The following is a 20,053-nucleotide window of genomic DNA, read 5'->3' as shown; positions in this document are numbered from 1 at the left end:
CGTCGTTGGACGTCGATGTCACCGGTGTTGCGCCGCAGTACGGCCCTCACCCGCCGCCCGGTTCAACGCCCCACCCCCGCACACCCCCCATTTCGCCCTTAGCTCCGCCATAAATCCCCAGCTCAGCACCCTCAAAAGAAAATCTTGAAAATTACCGCCCGGCTCAGTGGGTCACCGACTCCCGTGGGCGTCGTCGAGCCCCATCGCGGGGCCCAGGCGGCGCCTCGCCCCTATGTGTGATCGACGGGACGCGACCTAGCGGTTGACGTGTGCCCACCGGCTCACCTGAACGGTTGGAGACGACGGCCGCCAAGCGCCTCCGGCATCGCCGAACGGCAGATTGCCGGGATCAGGAACGCGGGAGAACATGATTGCCGTCAGTCCACAGTGGCTGAAGCGTAAAACCGTTGTGGCGCAGGGAATGCGGCGTCCCCTGGGGGTGGGCGCCGGCATATCGGCAGGCGCGGGCCGGTGGCGGCCGGCCCGCGTCGGCCGAGTCAGTCGGCGGGGCGCAGCGTGGCCCAGCCTTCGTCGCGGGCGCGGGCGGCCGCGAGCAGGCCGCCGACGGCGGCCGCGTTGGTGATCTCGCCGCGGAAGATCATGGCTACGGCCTCGTCGAGGTCGATCCAGGCGATCTCCAGGTCGGCTTCTTCGTCCGTACGCTCGAAGCGCTCCTCGTCGGGCACGGGTGTCAGTTCGCGGGCCAGGTAGAGGCGGATCGTCTCGTTCGAGAAGCCGGGCGACGTGTGCATGTCGATCAGCAGGTGGAACAGGCCGGCCCGCAGGTCGGCCTCCTCCGCCAGCTCGCGGGCCGCGGTCACCGACGCGGCCTCGCCGCTCACGTCGCGCAGGCCGGCCGGCAGTTCCCACAGGCGCTGGTTCACCGCGTGCCGGTACTGCTTGATCAGCACGACCCGGCCGACGTCGTCGAGGGCGACCACGCCGACCGCGCCCTTGTTCTGCACGACGTCTCGTTTGGCTGTGCCGCCGGACGACATCGTCACCTCGTCGGTGAAGACCGTGAAGATCGGGCCCTCGTACCGCGAGACGCGCGAGCGGGTCTCGTTGACGAACGTCATGACGCTTCCACCGGCAGCTCGTCGGCCGCCGCGTACTCGACGGCCGCCTTGACCAGGCCGTCGAACAGCGGGTGGGGGCGGGTGGGGCGGCTCTTCAGCTCGGGGTGGGCCTGGGTCGCCACGAAGTACGGGTGGGTGGCCCGGTCGAGCTCGATGAACTCGACGAGCCGGCCGTCCGGCGACGTGCCCGAGAAGACCAGGCCGGCGTCGGCCAGCTTGGCCCGGTAGTCGTTGTTGACCTCGTAGCGGTGGCGGTGCCGCTCGCTGATGTCGGTCGAGCCGTACACCTCGGCCACGACCGAGCCCTCGGTCAGCGCGGCCGGGTAGGCGCCCAGGCGCATCGTGCCGCCCAGGTCGCCCTTGCCGGCCACGATGTCCTCCTGGTCGGCCATCGTCGAGATCACCGGGTACGGCGCCTGCTCGTCGAACTCGAGCGAGTTGGCCCCGGCCAGCCCGGCCAGGTGGCGGGCGGCGTCGATCGTCATGCATTGCAGACCGAGGCAGATGCCCAGAATCGGGATCTGGTTCTCCCGCGCGTACCGGGAAGTGTTGATTTTGCCCTCGATGCCGCGGACGCCGAAGCCACCGGGGATCACGATGCCGTCCACGCCCTTGAGGGCCGCGGCGGCGCCGGCCGTGGTCTCGCAGTCGTCGCTCGGCACCCAGCGCAGCTGGATCTTGACGTTGTTGCCGAAGCCGGCGGCCCGGATGGCCTCGCTGACCGACAGGTACGCGTCGGGCAGGTCGACGTACTTGCCGACGAGCGCGATGGTGATCGTCCGCTTCGGGTGGTGCACGCGGTGCAGCAGGTCGTCCCACTGTGTCCAGTTGACGTCGCGGAAGGACAGACCCAGACGCCGTACGACGTAAGCGTCAAGCCCTTCGCGGTGCAGCACCTTCGGGATGTCGTAGATGCTGGGCGCGTCCGGGGCGGCGACGACGGCCTCCCGGTCGACGTCGCAGTAGAGCGCCAGCTTGTGCTTCAGCTTCTCGGGGATCTCACGGTCGCTGCGGCACACGAGCGCGTCGGGCTGGATGCCGATGTTGCGCAGCGCCGCCACCGAGTGCTGGGTCGGCTTGGTCTTGAGCTCGCCCGACGGAGCCAGGTAGGGCACCAGCGAGACGTGCAGGTAGAAGACGTGGTCGCGGCCGACCTCGTGCCGCACCTGGCGGATAGCCTCGAGGAAGGGCAGGGATTCCATGTCGCCGACCGTGCCGCCGACCTCGGTGATGACGACGTCGGGCCGGCGACCGGACTCGTCGGGGTCGGCCATCGCGAAGATGCGCGACTTGATCTCGTTGGTGATGTGCGGGATCACCTGGACGGTGTCGCCGAGGTATTCGCCGCGCCGCTCGCGGGCGATGACCGCCGAGTAGACCTGGCCGGTGGTCACGTTGGCCTTGCCGGACAGCGACCGGTCGAGGAAGCGCTCGTAGTGGCCGACGTCGAGGTCGGTCTCGGCGCCGTCCTCGGTCACGAAGACCTCGCCGTGCTGAAATGGGTTCATCGTGCCGGGGTCGACGTTCAGGTAGGGGTCGAGCTTCTGCATGACGACCCGGAGCCCGCGCGCGGTCAGAAGATTACCGAGGCTGGAGGCGGTGAGGCCCTTGCCCAGCGAGGAGGCGACGCCCCCGGTGACGAAGATGTGCCGCGTGTCGCGCGCTGTTGAGGCCAAGGCCCTGCTCCCGTGGTCGCCTGATTGTGACTGCGGCCGGGGCCGAGGCCCCATCCACGGGAGTCCACCGTAACACCTGCGGCGGCGGCCGCACGTTCGGGCTGGTGGTGACGCGTGTCCGCAATCGCGCGCCTACCCAGAGGAGCCACGATCATGCGCCGGAACGCGCAACGCCGGTCCGCCCGGGCCGTCGGTCTCACCCTCCGGTCTCGTACGGTCGGCGGCGTGCAGCAGTACCCGGAGCGCAGTGAGCACGGCCGTCGGCACGGCGGTGGCCGCGGCCGCCCCGGCCACAGTCAGCGCCGACCCGTTGAGCACGCCCGCGATCAGGACGGCCACGGTGACCCCGGCCCCGGCCGCCCGTAGCGCCGGATGCAGCCCGAAGAGCCGGTTGAGCCCGCCCCACGGCGAGAACTGGCAGAACGCGAGCATCAGCACCCCGGCCACGGCCAGGAACGTCAGCGGGCTGTCCAGCAGGGCCTGCCCGTTGGCGGCGGCCGCGCGCTGCATGGCCGGCCCGGCGGTGCCGTTGCCCAGTTCGGTCAGCAGCCGCCCCACGATGCCCTGGTCGGCCGCCGGGCGGCGCAGGTCGACCACCGCGAAGCCGATGGTGACGGCCAGCCCGGCCAGCGCGGCCCAGGCGAAGCGCGAGAACGTCAGCCAGCCGCCCGTGGTGATGGCGGCGGCCACGCAGACCCCGGCCGTCACGGCGATCGCGCCCACCGGGTCGGCGCCCAGGTACGGGCTGCCCACGATGACCACGCCGACGCCGCCGATCAGCACCACCACGACCGGCCGCCACGGCTTGGCGATCCACTGGCCCAGCGAGCCGGCCAGCACGAGCAACCCGGCCACGAAGACCCCGAGCCCGACGCCGCCTACCCCGGCGTACCGGCCACCCGACACCGCGGAGTAGCCGGCCACGCCGTTGAGCTGCAGCTGCGCGCCGGTGAGGAGGTCGAAGCCGACGACCACGGCCCCGATGCCGGCGGTCGCCCCGAGCGGCCACAGCGTGCGCCCGTAGCGGGGCGCCAGCCGCACCAGCGCGGTGCCGATCACGATGAACAGGGCCGTGACGCTGCCGAACACCCAGGCCGGATGGCCGTAGCGCCACCACGGGGTGGCGTCGGCCAGCAGCGCGGCCGGGATGGCCAGCGCGGCGGCGATCAGGGCCAGTTCGAGGACGGCGACCAGCCGGGCCGAGGGCAGCGCGGGTCCCCGCGGCCCGGTGTGCCGGCGGGCCCGCACCATCACGGGCACGGCCAGCAGGAACATCAGGATCTGAAGCCCGGCCAGCACCTTGAAGAAGATGCCGGCCACCGCGTTCTGGGCCACCGAGCGGTGGTCGGCGTTGTGCACACCCAGCATGGCGTCGGCGACGTCGGCCGGTCGTCCCTCGACCACCGCGGCCGTGCGCCCGGCGAACAGCTTCTCGGGCGCGGGCTTGGCCAGGGCCGTCAGCACCGTCGGGGCCAGGTCGATGAGCTGCAGGTAGCCGTCGCGGCCGGTGCCGGCCGAGGTCAGCCAGCCGCCGTTCCAGCCCTCCCCCTCGGCGATGGCCACGTGCAGGCGCGAGGAACGCTCGGTGTCGGACACGCCGGCCACCATGAGCAGAGAGCGCTGCGGGCGGGCGGCGACGATCCGGGCCAGGATGGCGTCGGCCGCGCGCACCTGCTCCTGCCGCTGGGCGCCGCTGCCCGAGATGGTTCCCAGGTCGACGATGCTGAGGTTGCACTCCGACAGCAGGCCGGTGGCGTCGGCGGGCAGGGACGGCTGGTACTTGTCGACGCGGCCGAACGGGCGGGCGGCCGCCATCGCCGCCGCCGGGCCGAACGCGTACGTGCAGCGCACCGACTCGGCCAGGGCGCCGGGAACCGCCCCGTACGGAAGCCGGTCTTGATTGTCCTGAACGACCGAGCGCTGGTCGGTGAGGTTGGCGCCGATATCGTCGGGCTGGGTGAGCGCGGGCGCGGCCGGCTCGCACTGGCTTCCCGTGGTGTGCCGGGGCCACGCCGCGTAGTTGCCCGCGCCCAGTGTCAGCCACCCGTCGGAGGGACAGGTCACCCGCATCGCCGAGCGCACCGAGAGCCACCCGATCGAACCCTTCGACGCCTCCGACCAGAGCGTGGGCGTGCGCTGCGGGTCGAGGTCGTCCCAGCGCAGACCGGCCGATCCGGCCACGATCACGTAGTCGGCGGTGCCGGTGTTGTTGTCGGTGGCCGGGCGGATCGTCAGCCCGACGATGCCGGCCACCGCGATCAGCGCCACCATCAGGTAGGGCACCCACGTCGCCACGCGCCGCCGGACCGGCATCGACGCCGGCCGGACTCGTCGCAGGCGGTCAAGAACTCTCACGAACGGCCCGTCACTTCGGCGTACGCCTTCAGGACGTCGGCCACGGTGTCGGCCTCGCGGGGCCAGGTGGCGGCCCGCGCCGGCCCTCGGGCGGCATAGTCGGCCCGCAGATCAGAATCGGAAAGCATTTCCCGTACGGCGTTGTCGAGCGCGTCGACGTCGTCGGGCGGAATCAGGACGGCCGCGTCGCCGACCAGTCCCGGCAGTCCGCCCACGGCCGTGCTGATCAGGGGCACCCCGGCCTCGAGCACCTCCTGCGCGAACAGCTGGCGGGCCTCCCAGTCGCTGGTGATCACGGCCAGGTCGGCCCCGAGCAGCAGGTCGGCCACGTCGTTGCGCCGGCCGAGCAGGTGGAACGGCGCGTGCTTCTGCGACGCCCGCTGGGCCAGGAACATGTAGCTGGGCCCGGATCCGGCCACGACGACCACCGGCGGGGGGTCGAGGTCGCGCCAGCGGGCGGACGCGTCGACCAGCACGTCGTAGCGCTTCTGCGGGTGCAGGCGGCCGACCGACAGGATCAGCGGGGTGCCGGCGGGCAGCCGGAACTCGGCCCGCACGGCCGAGCGGGTGCGCTTCGGCGTGGGCAGGGTGGGCGCGGCGACGGCGCCGAGGCGGGCCCGGCGGGCGCCGAGCTCGGTGGCCCGCTCGACCAGGTCGTCCGAGGCGCCCAGGGTGAGGCTCGCGCTGCGGGCGACGATCCTTTCCACCAGCAGGGACGCCTGCCCGCGCAGCCCCTTGCGGGAGAGCACGGCGTTGTGCCAGGTGACCACCAGCGGCGTGCCGGAGCGTGCGAGCTGCGCGACGAAGGCGGCGCGGAAGCCGTGCGCATGCACCACGTCGGGACGGCGGGCGGACAGGGCGGCGCGCATCTGACGGACGGCGCCGGCGTCCTGCGGGCCCGGGCTGGCCGGGATCTCGACCGGGACGAACGTGGCGCCCAGGGCGGCGAAGCCGAACAGCTCGTCGGTGGCCGCCGGGCCGCACACCAGCACCTCGGAGCCGGCCGCGACCAGGCCGCGGGCCAGCGAGGCGACGTGCTGGCCGACGCCGCCCGTGCTGGAGGCCAGCACCAGAGCCACCGAACCCCGCCAGTCGTCGCCCACGGAACCTCCTTCTCAGGCCGCGCGGCGCCGCAGGCGGCGGGCCAGCGGCGCCAGATCGCGCCGGGCCATCGGATAGGCGGCGCCGACGAAGGCCACCAGCACGGCGAGCCCACCCAATATGCCTTGCACGATGCTGGGAACAGCCTGCGGGGTGTCGCCGAACAGGTGGCCCACGCCCACCACCACACCCCACCCGGCGAGCGCGGCCAGGCCGCCCGCGACCAGTGTGACCAGCGTGATCCGGCCCAGCCCGGCGAGCGCGGCCGGCCCGGCGTGCCGGCGGACGGCCAGCACCAGCAAAAGTCCGATGACCGACATCGCGACCGCATTGGCCAGCCCCAGCGTGAACACGTCGTCACCCGCCCGCGAGAGAATCAGAGCCACGCCGGCGCCGACGATCCATCCGGCCGCCGTCGAGCCCGCCGCGGCAACCGTGGCCCCGCGCGCATAGAGCGCCCGCGAGAGAAGGGCGAACAACGCGTAGCCGAGCAGGCCGGGCGCGAAGGCGACGATGCCGCCCGACGCGGGGGCGGCGCCGATCAGATAGGCGATCGGGCCGGCCAGCGCGATCAGGGCAGCCGCGCCCAGCCCGGCCAGCAGCATCACCGACCGCGTGCTGGTGGACAGGGCTTTTCGGTACGCCGCTTCGTCCCCGTGGCTGGCGGCGGCCGACAGCGAGGGATAGACCGCGGTGGCCACCGGCACGGCCAGCACCGCCCACGGCAGCAGGAAGACGGTCTGCGCGGTGTTGTAGAGCGCGAGGCCTCCGCCGGCCGTGAGGGCGATCGCCACGACGAGCATGACCTGTTGCGACCCCACGGTGACCGCACCCGCCCAGCCGAGCCGGACGGCCTGGCGGCCCTCGTCGCCGGGGAAGCGCAGCGTCCACCGCAGCCGCAGGCGCAGCTTCAGAATCGGGATCAGCAGGCAGAGCGCGAGCACGGCGACCCCGGCGGTGGTGCCGTAGGCCAGGATCGCCTCGCCGGTGCTGCTCAGCCCCGGGAAGTCGGTCCCGGCGCCGTCGACCGACGCGTACGCCAGATAGGCCCCCATCACCGTGACGCTGGACAGCAGCGGCGCGATGACCGGCCAGGCGAATCGGTGGTGGGCCTGCAGGACACCGGTCAGCACGATGCCCAGGCCGTACAGCGGCAGCTGCCACGAGAACACCCGGAGCATGTCGGCCGCGGTCTGCTGATGCTCGACCGGCACGTCCGGCAGCAGCCCGGCTATCGGCCCGGCCAGGAGGCGTACGAGGATCGCCAGCGGAACCAGAAGCACGAGCACCCAGCCGAGCAGCGCCGACGCGACCGCGTTGACCCGCTCCCGGTCACCGGCCGCGACCGCGCCGGCCAGGAGCGGCACGACCAGGCTGGCCAGGGCGCCGCCGGCCACCAGCTCGAAGACGATGTTGGGAATCGTGTTGGCGGCGTTGTAGATGTCGGCCAGATCCTCGTGGCCGACGGTGTGCAGGAAGACGAAGGTCCGCCCGAACCCGGCGATTCGCGCGACCACAGTGAGCACGGTGATCAGCGCCGCCGCGCCCGCGATCTTCGCGCCAGGGCCGACAATCCTCCCGGCCGGCTCGGCGTTCGTCGCGGCCGGCTCGGCGTTCCTCGCGTCAGGTTCGGCGTTCTTCGCGGCCGGCTCGGCGGTCCTCGCGTCAAGCTCGGCGTTGCTCGTGGCCGGCTCGGCGGTCGCGCCTCGCGGCTCGCCGGGCCCGCCGCCGCGGGTGTCGCTCACGCCTGCGGAGGGCGGCGGCCCAGCTCGTCGACGGCGCGGAGCCACGGCGTGTCCTGGATGACCTTGGTGAAGCTGACCTTCTCACTGGCCGCGGTCAGCGCGCCCAGCACGGCCAGCGCGGCCAGCCGCCCGGCCGGGCCGCTGCGCGCCACCAGGGCCACGCCGAGCAGGGCGCCCAGCGCGTTCGCGCCCGAGTCGCCCAGCATGATCTCTTCGCCCAGGTCGTCGGGGAGCAGCGCGGCCGAGGCGCCGAGCGTGCCCGCCGCGATGCCACCGCGGCGGCCCACGGCCAGCGGCGCGCCGATGACCGCCCCGGCCTTGATGGCCCGGCCCGGGCGCAGGTCGAGCAGGTTGACGAGATTGGCCATCCCGGCGATGACACCCGCGCCCAGCAGCACGTCGGCCGCACGCCCGGCCCGGCTGGGCCGGTCGCTGCCGATCAGCGCGCCGGCCACCAGGCCGGCCGCGCCCACCCCGGCGATCTTCACCAGCCCGCTGGTGACCCGGCCCTCGCGCAGCGCGCCCAGGTGACCGGCGAAGCCCTTGGCCGCCTTCTGCTCGGGCCGGTTGCCGACGATGTCGTCGTACAGGCCGACCGCGCCCGACACCGCGCCGGCCGTGACCGCGGCCGCAGCCAGCCGGCCGCTGCCCGCGCCCAGTGCGGCGGCCGTGGTGGCGCCGAGGGCGAGCGCCGGACCACCCGCGAGGGTGACCGTGCGGCCGTGGAAGTTCGTGCGCTCGAGCGCGCCGGCGTGCTGGTCACGACGGATCCAGGCGAGAGCGGCCCGGGCCACGGCCGCGCCGGCGCCGAACGAACGGAGGGTTGCCATGGCGGGAAGTTTAGAGAATCGGTGCTACGAGGCGGCCTTGGGCACCAGCGAGGCGGCGCCGGCGGCCAGGCCGTACTGGCCGGCCTTGTCGTCGACCACGCGCTCGGCGGTGGCCATGGCCGTGGCCACCTGACCGTCGGCCGTGCTGGCGTTGTCCACCGTGGAGATCGACTTGACCAGCGTCGGGTCGCCGCGTACGGCCGAAATCAGGTTGCCGTCGCCCACGCCGACGCCGGCCACCACCAGCGGGTGGTTCTTGCTGACCTGGGTGGCCATGGTGACCAGCGACTGGGCCTTCTTGGCGGCGTCCTTGTCGACGGCCGGGGCGCCGGTGATCATCACGGTGGCCTCGGCCCCGCCCACCGCCTTGTCGTCGACCGCGATGTAGCTCTGCTCGCTGTAGGCGGCCAGCACCGCTGTCACATCGCTCGCGGAGGGCGGCGTGGTGGTCGTGCCGCTGCGCTGCAGCAGCGCGAGGGCGAGCTGGGCGCTGGCCGTCTCGACCCCGTCGCTGTTCAGCGGCACGGCGGCGATCGGGACGGTCGGCTGCGACGCCTCGTTGGCCAGGTCGAGCAGGTCGAGCTGGATGGCCGGGTCGAAGAACTTGTCCTGCACCGTGACCTTGGCCGTGATCGTGGCGCCGGCGATCGTCAGCATGTTGATCACCTTGTCGGCGTACTGGTCGGTGCCGGGCAGGGCCAGCACGGCCAGCTTGCGGCCGGCGAGCCGGCCGTTGAGCACGGTCGGCGCGATCTCGGTGGCGAACTCCTGGCTGCGGCTGATCTCCTCGCGGTACTGGTTGATCTCGTCCCGCTTGTTGCCGAGGTCTTTGTTCAGCGCGGTGATCTGGCTCTTGAGGTTGTCGGCCACCGGACCGTTGAGCGCGGCGGTGCCCACGACCAGGCCGATGGCCAGGGCCAGGAAGACCGCGGTGAGCGACACCACGTGGTACCGGAAGTTGATCACGACAATGCCCCGTAAGGATCAGAAGAGGTGCCCGAGCTGGAAGACCAGATTGTCCCACCACTCGGAAACCACGGTCAGATACGCCTTCCCGACCGTCGACACGGCGACCGCCGAGGCCATCGCGGCCGTCGCCGACAGCACCAGGAGCAGCAGCGCCGAGCCGGAGATGTTCTGCTTGTAGAGCCGGCTCACGCCCTTGGCGTCGACCAGCTTGCCGCCGACCTTGAGCCGGGTCAGGAACGTCGACGCCATGCCGCCGCGGCCCTTGTCGAGGAACTCGACCAGGTTGGCGTGCGTGCCCACGGCCACGATCAGGGTGGCGCCCTTGTCGTCGGCCAGCAGCATGGCCAGGTCTTCGCTGGTGGCTGCGGCCGGGAAGGTCAGCGCGGCCACGTCCAGCTTGTGCACGCGTTCGAGCCCGGGGGCCCGGCCGTCGGGGTACGCGTGCACGACCACCTCGGCCCCGCAGCGCAGCACGTCGTCGGTCACCGAGTCCATGTCGCCGATGATCATGTCGGGCGTGTAGCCGGACTCGACCAGCGCGTCGGCTCCGCCGTCGACCCCGATCAGCACCGGCTTGTACTCGTGGATGTAGGGCCGCAGGACGTCCAGGTCGTCCTTGTAGTCGTAGCCGCGCACCACGATGAGCACGTGCCGGCCGGCGATGCGGGTCTGCACCTCGGGCACGCCCACGCCGTCCAGCAGCAGGTCGCGCTCCTGCTTCAGATAGTCCATGGTGTTCGCGGCGAACGCCTCGAGCTGCACCGACAGGCCCTCGCGGGCGTCGGCCATCGAGCGGGCCACGGTTTCCGCGTCCTGCCGTACGCCGGTGGCCACCGGCTCGCCGTCGAGCAGCACGGTGTCCCCGTCGACGACCACCGAATCGCCCTCGCGCAGCTTCTCGAAGATCTCCTCACCGAGGTCGTCGATGAGCACGACGCCGTTCTTGATGAGCACCTCGGGACCGAGGTTGGGGTAGCGCCCCGAGATCGACGGCTTCGCGTTGAGCACGACGGCCACGCCGACGGCGACGAGCGCGTCGGCGGCCACCCGGTCGATGTCGACGTGGTCGATCACGGCGATCTCGCCCGGGCGCAACCGACCGGTCAGACGCTTGGTCCGGCGGTCGAGGCGGGCGGTGCCGGCGAGGGCATCGGGATCGGTGCTCCGCGCGCGGCGCAAGGTGGGAAGTCGCATCACGGCCATCCTGACACGCCGCGTCACACCCCTGGCACGCGACATGCGCGATCTCACCCACAAAAGGGGCATTCGCCCCGCTAGTTCCCCACGGCCATGGTGCCATGGCCGTACCCGCTGGTCAGACCCGTTTCTCACGCCCCGCGACGGCCAGCAACTCCTCCGCGTGGGCGATGCCCAGATCGGAATCGGGCAGCCCGGCCAGCATGCGTGACAGCTCGCGAGCGCGTTCCGTCTCTTCCACTATGCGCACGCCGCTGGTGGTGATGGCGCCGCCCGTGTCCTTGGCGACGACCAGGTGCCGGTCGGCGAACGCGGCCACCTGCGGCAGGTGGGTCACCACCAGCACCTGATGGGAGCGAGCGAGCCGGGCCAGCCGCTTGCCGATCTCGACCGCGGCCGTGCCGCCGACGCCGGAGTCGACCTCGTCGAAGACCAGCGTCTCGGGGCCACCGGCCCCGGCGAACACCACCTCGATAGCCAGCATCACCCGGGAGAGCTCACCGCCGGACGCGCCCTTCTGCAACGGCAGCGACGGGGCGCCGGGGTGGGCCAGCAGCCGCAGCTCGACCTCGTCGGCCCCGTCGGGACCCATCGGCGGTTCGTCCTTGCCGGCCGCCCGCGGCACCACGGCGACCTCGACGCGCGCGTGCGGCATGGCCAGACCCGCGAGCTCGACGCTGACCGCCTCGCTGAAGCGGCCCGCGGCCTCGGTGCGCGCCTCGGTGAGCCGGGTCGACAGCTCGGTCACCTGAGCCTCGAGCCGCTGGCGTTCCTTGTCGAGCTCGTCGAGCAGTTCGTCGGACGAGTCGAGCGCGGCCAGCTTCGTCCGCGCCTCTTCGGCCCAGCCGATGACGCCCTCGACGTCGTCGGCGTACTTGCGGGTGAGCGCGCGCAACGCGGCGCGGCGCTCGTAGATCTGCTCGAGCCGGGCCGGGTCGGCGTCGAGGCTGCCCAGATAGGCCGACAGCTCGGACGACACGTCGCCGACCAGGGTGGCCGCCTCTTCGATGCGGGCGGCCAGTTCGCCCAGCATCGGGTCGACCTGGGCCTGCGCCTCGAGCGTGCGGCGGGCCGTGCCCAGCAGCTGGGTGGCGTCCGGCGTCTCTTCGGTGACCTCGACCCCGCCGGCCAGCGCCTGGGCGGCCAGGGCGGCGGCGACCCGCAGGCCCTCGGCATGCTCGAGCCGCTGCACCTCGTTGCGCAGATCGTCGTCCTCACCCGGCTGGGGGTCGACCCGGCTGATCTCGTCGAGGCCGAGCTTGAGCAGATCGGCCTCTTGCGAGCGGGCCCGGGCGTTGCGGCGGCGGTCGGTCAGATCGTCGACCACGGCGCGCCAGCGCCCGTACGCCTCGCGATAGGTCTCGAGAAGCTTCTCGTGCTCGGGGCCGGCGAAGCGGTCGAGCGCGCCCCGCTGCTCGGCCGGGCGCAGCAGGCGCAGCTGGTCGGACTGGCCGTGCACGGCGAGCACCCGCTCGCCCAGGTCGCTGAGCATGGCCACCGGCATGCTGCGGCCGCCGACGTGGGCGCGGGAGCGGCCCTCGATGGTGACCGTGCGGCTCAGCAGAACCGAACCGTCGTCGTCGACCTCGCCGCCGGCGTCGGTGATGCGGGTGGTCACCTCGTCGGCCAGCTTGCCGGCCAGCCGCAGGCGGCCCTCGACCACCGCGCGGCCCGGGTCGGCCCGGACGCGGCCCGCGTCGGCCCGGCCGCCGAACAGCAGGCCCAGACCGGTCACCACCATGGTCTTTCCGGCACCGGTCTCACCGGTGATGACGTTCATGCCCGCCGTCAGCCGCAGCGTCGTGTCGTCGATGACGCCGAGCCCGGTGATGCGCAGTTCCTCCAGCACAGGGCAGACAGTATCGGTGACCCCCGACATTTGCCCACCGGCGTGGCCCCCGACTACCGCCGGTTGCCGCGCCATCCCTCCACCGGGAGGGCGAACTTGGCCACGAGCACGTCGGTGAATGGCCGCGGCTGCAGCCGGACCAGGCGTACCGGAAGCTGACCGCGCTCGACGGTGACCTTCGCGCCCGGCGGCAGGTCCCAGGTGCGGCGACCGTCACAGCAGAGCACCGCGAACGAGGTGTAGGGGTCGACGGTCAGCGCGAACGACGACGTCGGCGCGGTCACCAGGGGCTTGCTGAACAGGGCGTGGGCGCTGATCGGGACCAGCAGCAGCGCCTCGACCTCGGGCCAGACGACCGGGCCGCCGCCCGAGAACGCGTACGCGGTCGAACCGGTCGGCGTCGCGCACACCACGCCGTCGCAGCCGTACCGGGCCAGGGGCCGGCCGTCCACATCGACCAGCAGCTCGAGCATCTGCGCGCGCTGGCCCTTCTCGACGCTGACCTCGTTGAGCGCCCACGACTCGGCGATCACGCGGCCGCCGTACTCGGCCCGGACGTCCAGCGTCAGCCGCTCGTCCACCTTGTAATTGCCGGACACCACGTCCTTGACCGCCTCGTCGAGGTGGTCGATCTCGGCCTCGGCCAGGAAGCCGACCTTGCCCAGGTTGATGCCGAGCAGCGGCGCCTTGACCGGGCGGGCCAGCTCGGCCGCGCGCAGGAACGTGCCGTCGCCGCCCATGGCCAGCACGATCTCGCAGCCCTCGGCCGCGGCCGGCGTGGGCGCGTCCACCGTCGTCACCTCGGGCGGCAGATCGAGGTCGGCCACCTCCTCGGCGATCACGCGGACCTCGAAACCGGCCGCCAGCAGGTCCCGGGCCACCGTCCGGGCGTGCTGCGTGCTCTGCCGCCGGCCGGTGTGCGTGACCAGCAGGGCCGAGCGCGTCATGTGTCCTCCAAGGGGGATTCCGGCCCGGCAGAAGCTACCTTGCCCACGGGTCCGGCGGCGACAACTTCTTCGATCTCCGCTCGATCGGCGGGCGCGGCGTCCCGGCGGAACCACACGAAGAACTCGACGTTGCCGCTCGGCCCCGGCAGCGGACTGGCGGTCACCCCGGCCACTCCCAGACCCAGCTCGGACGCAGCCGCCGCGACGTCGAGCACTGCTTCCGCCCGCAACTGCCAATCCCGTACGACGCCACCCGCACCAACCCTGTCCTTCCCCACCTCGAACTGGGGCTTGACCATGAGCGCGAGATCGCCGTCGGTAGCGGTGCAGCCGGCCAGCGCGGGCAGCACCAGCCGCAACGAGATGAAGGAGAGATCCGCCACAGTGAGGTCGACGAGACCGCCGATCGACTCCGGCGTGATGGCCCGTACGTTGGTCCGCTCGAACACGACGACCCGGTCATCAGTGCGGATGGGCCAGGCCAGCTGCCCGTAGCCGACGTCGACCGCCACCACCTGGCGGGCCCCGGCGCGCAGCAGCACGTCGGTGAACCCGCCGGTCGAGGCGCCGGCGTCGAGGCACCGGCGCCCCTCGACGGCGAGCCCGCGCGGGCCGAAAGCGGCGAGCGCCCCGGCCAGCTTGTGCCCGCCCCGCGAGACGTACTCGGTGGCCGGATCCTCCCCGGTGACCAGGATCGGGTCGGCCGGGTCGACCATCGCGGCCACCTTGCGGGCCACCGTGCCGCGCACCTGCACCCGGCCGGCCTCGACCAGCGCCGCCGCCTGCTCGCGGGAACGAGCCAGCTTGCGGCGCACCAGCTCGGCGTCGAGCCGGGCCCGCTTCACCGGTCGATGCTCGCCAGGGTCTCCTGGAGAACCTGGTGAGCCGCCTCGTACTCGGCGATCTGCTCGGACGGGGCGAGCCGGGATGCGTTCTCGAGCGCGCTCAGCACGGCGTCGACCGCGGGGTGGCCGGTCTCGCGCACGATCTCGCCGGTGTCCGGGTCGACCGCACTTTGAGGCGCGGGCTGCGGGCTCGGGGCGCCCTGTGGGCTCGGCGCGATGTGCGGACCCGGGGCGTGCATCGGGGGCCGCGGCACCGGCGGCGGCCCGGGCCGGAAGTTGCCCGGCGTCGGACCGGGCCGGAAACCGCCGGGTGTCGGGCCGGGCGTCGGGAACGTCATCGGCTCACGCCTCCGTGGCCGGCGGCAGCTCGGTGGCGGCTGCGGCGTCGCGGACGGCGGCGTTGGGTGAGTCAGCCGTGCCGGCCGGCGGCGGTGGGGTCGCCTTCGCCACCGCCTTCTTGGCCGCCTTCTTCGCCGGCGCCTTCTTGGCCGCGGTCTTCTTGGCCGGGCGCGCGCCCTGGGCCTCGGCCTGAGCCGTGGCCGGGGCGATCTTCGCGGTCGCCTTCTGGTCGGCCGGGATCACCTCGTCCGGCGGCGGCACGGCCTTCTTGGCCACCGTCTTCTTGGCGACGGCCTTCTTGGCCGGTGCCGCCTGCGGCGGGTTCGCCGACGGAGCGGCGACGGCCTTCTTGGCCGGGGCCTCGCGCGGCGTGTTGGCCGGCGGCTGCGACGGGGTGGTGCCCGCCGACGGCATCGCGTTGGGAACGGCCTTGGCCACGGCCTTCTTGGCCGCCCGGGGCCGCGGAGCCGGCTCGTCGATCCGGGTGCCGCCCACGCCCTCGCTGGGCGCGTCGGCCGCGATCCCGGTCTGCGCGCGCGACTCGGCCTCGCGCAGCTGCCGCTCCAGATCCCGTACGCGGGTGGTCAGCTCGGTGACCTCTTCGGCCGTGGCCAGGCCGACCACGCCGAGCGCCTTGTCCACCTCGTAGCGGACGATGTTGGTCAGTGCCTCACGGTTCGCCATGCCGGCCGACAGCAGATCGTCGACCAGGCCCTGCAACTGCGCGGCCGTGGCGCCGCCACGGTTCACCACATCGCCCACGACCTTCTGGGCCCGCTTACGCGGTGCTTCGGTCAGTCCGAGCGCCATCTCCAGATACGCCCGCCATGCGTCCGGCATGTTCCGCTCCTCTCGCGGCTCGTCGGGTGCCACGCTACCGGGCGGTTCGCAGGACTTCGTGAGGTACGGTGCGGTACGCGTACCGGGTGTCGTGACGAAAGGGTTCAGATGGCCACCGTGGACGAGTGCCGGCAGGCTCTGCACGACCTGGCCGCAAGGCTCGAGCGCAATGCCGAGACCCGCGGCCACCTCGACTTCGACCGCACGCTGGCGTGCCGCGTGCCCGACCTCGAGACGGCCTTCCACGGCAAGCTCGCGGGCGGACTGCTCACCGATATCGCGGACGGCGACGACCCGAAGGCGAAGATCGCGCTGATCGCGAACAGCGACGACCTGCTGGCCCTGATCGCCGGCCGGCTCGACATCACCCGGGCCATCGCCTCGCGCCAGATCCAGGTCAAGGCCAACCCGTTCGACCTGCTGAAGCTGCGCAAGCTCCTCTAGAGGTTCCAGCGCTCCAGCAGGGCGCGGGCCGCGTCCGATGTGGCCTGGAGGCCGCTCAGCGGCACTCCGGACCACGTGGCGGCGCACAGCAGGCGCAGCGCCACGACCGGGTCGCCGGAGCCGTCCAGCTTCGCCGTGTCGCCGTCGCGGGTCAGTCGCCAGCCACCGGCCTCGTCCGCCTCCAGCGGCACCCGAACCTCGTCGGCCGGGCCGAACAGGCCGGAAAGGTCCGAGGCCACGTACGTGGGACGGCTGGACTCGTCGGCGGCCAGCAGGTCGGCCGGGCCGCTGACGCCGGTCAGCACCAGCAGGCTGTCCAGTCCGGCCGCCACGGCGCCCTGGATGTCGGTGTCGAGCCGGTCGCCGACCGCCAGCGGGTGCCGGGCGTGCGACTGGGACGCGGCCGTGGTGAACAGGGCCGGCCCCGGCTTGCCGACCACCACGTCGGGGTCACGGTCGAGCGCCGTGCGCACCACAGCCACCAGCGAGCCGTTGCCGGGCAGCGGTCCACGCGGGCTGGGCAGGGTGCGGTCGGTGTTGGTGGCCACCCACAGGGCGCCCGCCCGCACGGCCAGCGCAGCCTCGGTGAGGACGCGCCAGCCGACGTCCGGGCCGTAGCCCTGCACGACGGCGGCCGGCTCGTCGTCGGCCGACTCGACCGGGGTGAGGCCGGCCTCCCGCACCTCGTCCCGCAGCGCGTCCGCCCCGACCACCAGCACCGGTGAGCCCGCGGGCAGCTTCTCGGCCAGCACGGTGGCCGAGGCCCCGGCCGAGGTGAGCACCTCGGCCGGTTCCGCGGGGACACCCATGCCGGTCAGCTTGGCGGCGACGTCGGCCGCCCGCCGGGACGCGTTGTTGGTCGCGTACGCCACCGGAGTTTTCCGGTCGCGCAGCTTCCCGACGGCCTCGACGGCGCCGGCGATCGGCTCGTCGATCAGGTAGACGACTCCGTCCAGGTCGAAGATGACCAAGTCGTAGCCGCCTACCAGGTCGTCGCTCACTCCGCGGTCTTGTCCGGGCCGGCCTGCTCGCGCTTCTCGTCGGCCTTCTCAGCGTCGGCCTTCTCGGGGTCGGCCTTCTCGGCGTCCGCCTTTTCTTCGGCGTCGGCCTCGAGCTCCTCGGCGACGTCCTCGACGGCTACCGGGTCGGTGTTGACGTCGGTGTCGGCCACGGCGACCACCTCGTCGTCCTCGTCCGCGTCCTCGTCGTCTTCGTCGTCGTCCTCGAACTCGTCGTCCAGGGCCGCGGGCTTGTCGTCCTCGTCCGCGTCCTCGAACTCGTCGTCGTCGTCGTCGTTCTCATCGAGGGCGGCCCGCTCGTCGTCGTCGCCGTCGAACTCGTCGTCCTCGTCCTCGTCGAGGGCAGCCCGCTCGTCGCCGTCGAACTCGGCCTCCTCCTCGTTCGCGGTCGTGCCGCTGCGCCGGTCACCGTCGGCGGGCTCGGTGTCCTCGTCCTCGAGGGTCACGCCGTCGAGCTCGAGCAGGCGCTCGGCCGCATCGGTCAGTCCCTCGTCGTCGGCCGCGGCGGCCCGGGTGAACCATTCCCGGGCTTCCTCGCGCCGATCGGCGGCAAGCAGGGCGTCCGCGTACGCGTAACGCAGGCGCGCCGCCCACTCGGCGTCCTCGTCGGCGTTGAGCTCGCGGACCTGCAGCATCGCCACCGCCGCCTCGGCCTGACCGAGGTCGGTGCGGGCGCCGGCCGCCACGATCAGCAGCTCGATCGCCCCCGACTTGTCCATCTTCTCGAGGTCGGCGCCCCGGTAGAGGTCGATCGCCCGCTCGGGCCGGCCCAGCGCGCGCTCGCAGTCGGCCAGCTCGGCCAGGTGCGTCTGCCGCCCGGTCATCCGGTGGTAGGTGCGCAGCTCGGCGATGGCGGTCGTCCAGTCCCCCGCGGCGTACGCGGCCAGGCCGACGGCCTCGCGCACGACGGCGATCCGAGAAGCCAGGCGGCGCGCGGCAATCGCGTGCTGCAGCGCCAGCTCGGCGTCCTCGTCGATGATCTGGCCGGCCGCGACGAGGTGCCGGGCGACCTTGTCGGCGATCTCGCGGGCCAGCGACAGCAGCTCGGAGCGGACCTCCTTGTCGAGGTCGGCCGCCTCGATGTCCTCCGGGATCTCCGGGGCCACGAACGCCGTACGGTCGTCGCCCCGCTCGTCGTTGGCCGGGTGCCGGCTCTCGCGGTCGTCCCGTACGCCCGGGGTGGCGTCGCCACGGTCGCGGAAGCCGCGGTCGTCACGGTCCCGGAAGCCACGGTCGTCCCGGTTGCGGTCGCGGGGGCCACGGTCGTCGCGGTCGCGGAAGCCGCCCTCACGCGGGCCACGGTCGCCGCGGTATCCGCCGCGGTCGCGGTCCTGGTAGCCGCCGCGGTCGCCGCCCTGGGGACGGTCGCGGTACGGACGGTCACCCTGGGGGCGGTCGCCTTGCGGGCGGTCGCGGAAGCCGCTGCCGCCGCGGTTGCCCGGCCGGTCGCCCTGGGGACGGTCACGGAAGCCGCCCCGGTCCTGGTAGCCGCCGCGCTCACGGTCCTGGTAGCCGCCACGGTCGCGGTCGCCCCGGTAGCCGCCGGAGCCGCCCTGGTAGCTGCCTCGGGCGCCACCGGAGTCACGGTCGCCCCGGTAGCCGCCGCCCTGCGGACGGTCGCCACCCCGGAAACCACCGCGGTCGTCACGGCCGCGGTCCTGGTACCCACCACGGTCGCGGAAGCCGCCACCCTGCGAGCGGTCCTGATATCCGCCGCGGTCGCCGCCCTGCGGCCGGCCGCCCCGGTCCTGGTAGCCGCCACGGTCGCGGTCCTGGTAGCCGCCGCGCTCACGATCGCGGAAGCCGCCCTGGCCACGGTCCTGGTAGCCGCCACCCTGCGGACGGTCACCGCGGTCACGGAACCCGCCGCCCTGAGGACGATCGCCGCGGTCGCGGAACCCACCACCCTGCGGACGGTCGCCACGGTCGCGGAAGCCGCCACCCTGCGGACGGTCACCGCGGTCGCGGAAACCGCCACCCTGCGGACGGTCACCGCGGTCGCGGAAGCCGCCACCCTGCGGACGGTCACCCCGATCGCGGAAGCCACCCTGGCCACGGTCCTGGTAGCCGCCGCCCTGAGGGCGGTCGCCACGGTCGCGGAACCCGCCACCCTGCGGCCGATCGCCACGGTCACGGAAGCCGCCACCCTGCGGACGGTCACCACGGTCACGGAAGCCACCGCCCTGCGGACGGTCCTGGTAGCCGCCACGGTCACGGTCGCGGAAGCCGCCCTGGGGACGGTCGCCGCGGAAGCCGCCACGGTCGCGGTCGCCGCCGGTCACACCACGGCGGTCGTCACGCTGATAGCCGCCACCCTGGTAGCCACCTCGGTCGCGGTCACCACCCCGGAATCCGCCGCGGTCGCCACCACCGGAGTAGCCGCCCCGGTCACGGTCGCCGCCGCGGTAGCCACCACGGTCGCGATCCCCGCCCCGGAATCCGCCACGGTCGCCACCACCGGAGTAACCACCCCGGTCACGGTCGCCGCCGCGGTAACCACCACGGTCGCCGCCTCGGTCACGGTCGCCGCCTCGGAAGCCGCCACGGTCGCCACCGGAGTAACCGCCGCGGTCACGGTCACCGCCCCGGTCGCCCCGGAAGCCGCCACGATCGCCATCGCGGCCACGGCCGCCCTGACGGTCCTCGTCGCGGGGGCGGCGGTCGCCCTCGTCCTGGGGTCCAGTAGTCACGGATCAAATCCTTCCGGTACGGCCGGCCCTCGACATGGCGGGCTTGCCTCGACGTTCAAAGTTACTCGGGTACGAACACACAAAAGCAGCCGAGGGCCGACCCCGAAATCGGGGCGGCCCTCGGCTGG

At 73.1% G+C, this 20,053-nt stretch carries 17 protein-coding genes; 2 read left to right on the top strand and 15 right to left on the bottom strand.

The window, feature by feature from the left end:
* Window positions 1–497 precede the first annotated feature (497 nt).
* From OWR29_RS08125 to OWR29_RS08065, 13 genes are all read right to left on the bottom strand, one after another.
* Window positions 498–1,079 carry an NUDIX domain-containing protein gene (locus OWR29_RS08125; RefSeq protein WP_267561935.1) on the bottom strand — a complete coding sequence of 194 codons (582 nt, stop codon included), beginning with the start codon at window positions 1,077–1,079 and terminating at the stop codon, window positions 498–500.
* Complete coding sequence (gene pyrG / locus OWR29_RS08120; RefSeq protein WP_267561934.1) at window positions 1,076–2,755, bottom strand: CTP synthase; 1,680 nt, start codon at window positions 2,753–2,755, stop codon at window positions 1,076–1,078. Before pyrG ends, OWR29_RS08125 begins: the two co-directional genes overlap by 4 nt.
* A 132-nt stretch (window positions 2,756–2,887) precedes the next feature.
* Window positions 2,888–5,110, bottom strand: coding sequence for a hypothetical protein (locus OWR29_RS08115; protein ID WP_267561933.1), 2,223 nt, complete (start codon window positions 5,108–5,110; stop codon window positions 2,888–2,890).
* The gene (locus OWR29_RS08110; RefSeq protein WP_267561932.1) at window positions 5,107–6,213 is read right to left on the bottom strand and encodes a glycosyltransferase family 4 protein; all 1,107 of its coding nucleotides are present in this window, start codon (window positions 6,211–6,213) and stop codon (window positions 5,107–5,109) included. The genes OWR29_RS08115 and OWR29_RS08110 overlap by 4 nt, the downstream gene beginning before the upstream one ends.
* A 12-nt stretch (window positions 6,214–6,225) precedes the next feature.
* Window positions 6,226–7,956: a murein biosynthesis integral membrane protein MurJ gene (gene murJ, locus OWR29_RS08105; RefSeq protein WP_267561931.1), complete on the bottom strand. Its 1,731-nt coding sequence runs from the start codon at window positions 7,954–7,956 to the stop codon at window positions 6,226–6,228.
* On the bottom strand, window positions 7,953–8,786 hold the full coding sequence (locus tag OWR29_RS08100) for a hypothetical protein (protein WP_267561930.1): 834 nt from the start codon (window positions 8,784–8,786) through the stop codon (window positions 7,953–7,955). The genes murJ and OWR29_RS08100 overlap by 4 nt, the downstream gene beginning before the upstream one ends.
* 24 nt (window positions 8,787–8,810) lie before the next feature.
* Window positions 8,811–9,752, bottom strand: a complete 942-nt coding sequence (locus OWR29_RS08095) for a copper transporter (protein WP_267561929.1) — start codon at window positions 9,750–9,752, stop codon at window positions 8,811–8,813.
* A gap of 18 nt (window positions 9,753–9,770) precedes the next feature.
* Complete coding sequence (gene steA, locus OWR29_RS08090) at window positions 9,771–10,949, bottom strand: putative cytokinetic ring protein SteA (protein ID WP_267561928.1); 1,179 nt, start codon at window positions 10,947–10,949, stop codon at window positions 9,771–9,773.
* A 121-nt stretch (window positions 10,950–11,070) separates the two neighbouring features.
* Entirely contained in the window at window positions 11,071–12,801 is a 1,731-nt protein-coding gene (gene recN, locus OWR29_RS08085; protein ID WP_267561927.1) for a DNA repair protein RecN, read from the bottom strand.
* Between the two features lie 53 nt (window positions 12,802–12,854).
* Window positions 12,855–13,748 carry an NAD kinase gene (locus OWR29_RS08080; protein WP_267561926.1) on the bottom strand — a complete coding sequence of 298 codons (894 nt, stop codon included), beginning with the start codon at window positions 13,746–13,748 and terminating at the stop codon, window positions 12,855–12,857.
* On the bottom strand, window positions 13,745–14,593 hold the full coding sequence (locus tag OWR29_RS08075; protein WP_267561925.1) for a TlyA family RNA methyltransferase: 849 nt from the start codon (window positions 14,591–14,593) through the stop codon (window positions 13,745–13,747). The genes OWR29_RS08080 and OWR29_RS08075 overlap by 4 nt, the downstream gene beginning before the upstream one ends.
* A complete protein-coding gene (locus OWR29_RS08070) occupies window positions 14,590–14,931 on the bottom strand; it encodes a hypothetical protein (protein WP_267561924.1) in 342 nt (113 codons plus the stop codon). The genes OWR29_RS08075 and OWR29_RS08070 overlap by 4 nt, the downstream gene beginning before the upstream one ends.
* Window positions 14,932–14,935: 4 nt before the next feature.
* Window positions 14,936–15,772: a phasin family protein gene (locus tag OWR29_RS08065; RefSeq protein WP_267561923.1), complete on the bottom strand. Its 837-nt coding sequence runs from the start codon at window positions 15,770–15,772 to the stop codon at window positions 14,936–14,938.
* 108 nt (window positions 15,773–15,880) lie between these two features.
* Here OWR29_RS08065 and OWR29_RS08060 point away from each other — a divergent pair, with 108 nt between their 5' ends.
* On the top strand, window positions 15,881–16,216 hold the full coding sequence (locus tag OWR29_RS08060) for an alkyl sulfatase C-terminal domain-containing protein (RefSeq protein WP_267561922.1): 336 nt from the start codon (window positions 15,881–15,883) through the stop codon (window positions 16,214–16,216).
* Here the strand turns inward: OWR29_RS08060 and OWR29_RS08055 are convergent.
* Together OWR29_RS08055 and OWR29_RS08050 are read right to left on the bottom strand one after the other, a co-directional pair.
* Window positions 16,213–17,217: an HAD-IIA family hydrolase gene (locus OWR29_RS08055; RefSeq protein WP_267561921.1), complete on the bottom strand. Its 1,005-nt coding sequence runs from the start codon at window positions 17,215–17,217 to the stop codon at window positions 16,213–16,215. The two genes, OWR29_RS08060 and OWR29_RS08055, sit on opposite strands and share 4 nt — an antisense overlap.
* On the bottom strand, window positions 17,214–18,341 hold the full coding sequence (locus OWR29_RS08050) for a tetratricopeptide repeat protein (protein WP_267561920.1): 1,128 nt from the start codon (window positions 18,339–18,341) through the stop codon (window positions 17,214–17,216). Before OWR29_RS08050 ends, OWR29_RS08055 begins: the two co-directional genes overlap by 4 nt.
* 39 nt (window positions 18,342–18,380) lie before the next feature.
* Here OWR29_RS08050 and OWR29_RS08045 point away from each other — a divergent pair.
* Window positions 18,381–20,053: hypothetical protein (locus OWR29_RS08045; protein ID WP_267561919.1), on the top strand; the 1,673-nt coding region annotated here is incomplete at its 3' end.

The organism is Paractinoplanes pyxinae (assembly GCF_026626335.1).
Classification (GTDB): Bacteria; Actinomycetota; Actinomycetes; order Mycobacteriales; family Micromonosporaceae; genus Actinoplanes; species Actinoplanes pyxinae.
The sequence above is the reverse complement of the archived record's forward strand: the minus strand, read 5'-3'. Positions and strand labels throughout refer to the sequence as shown.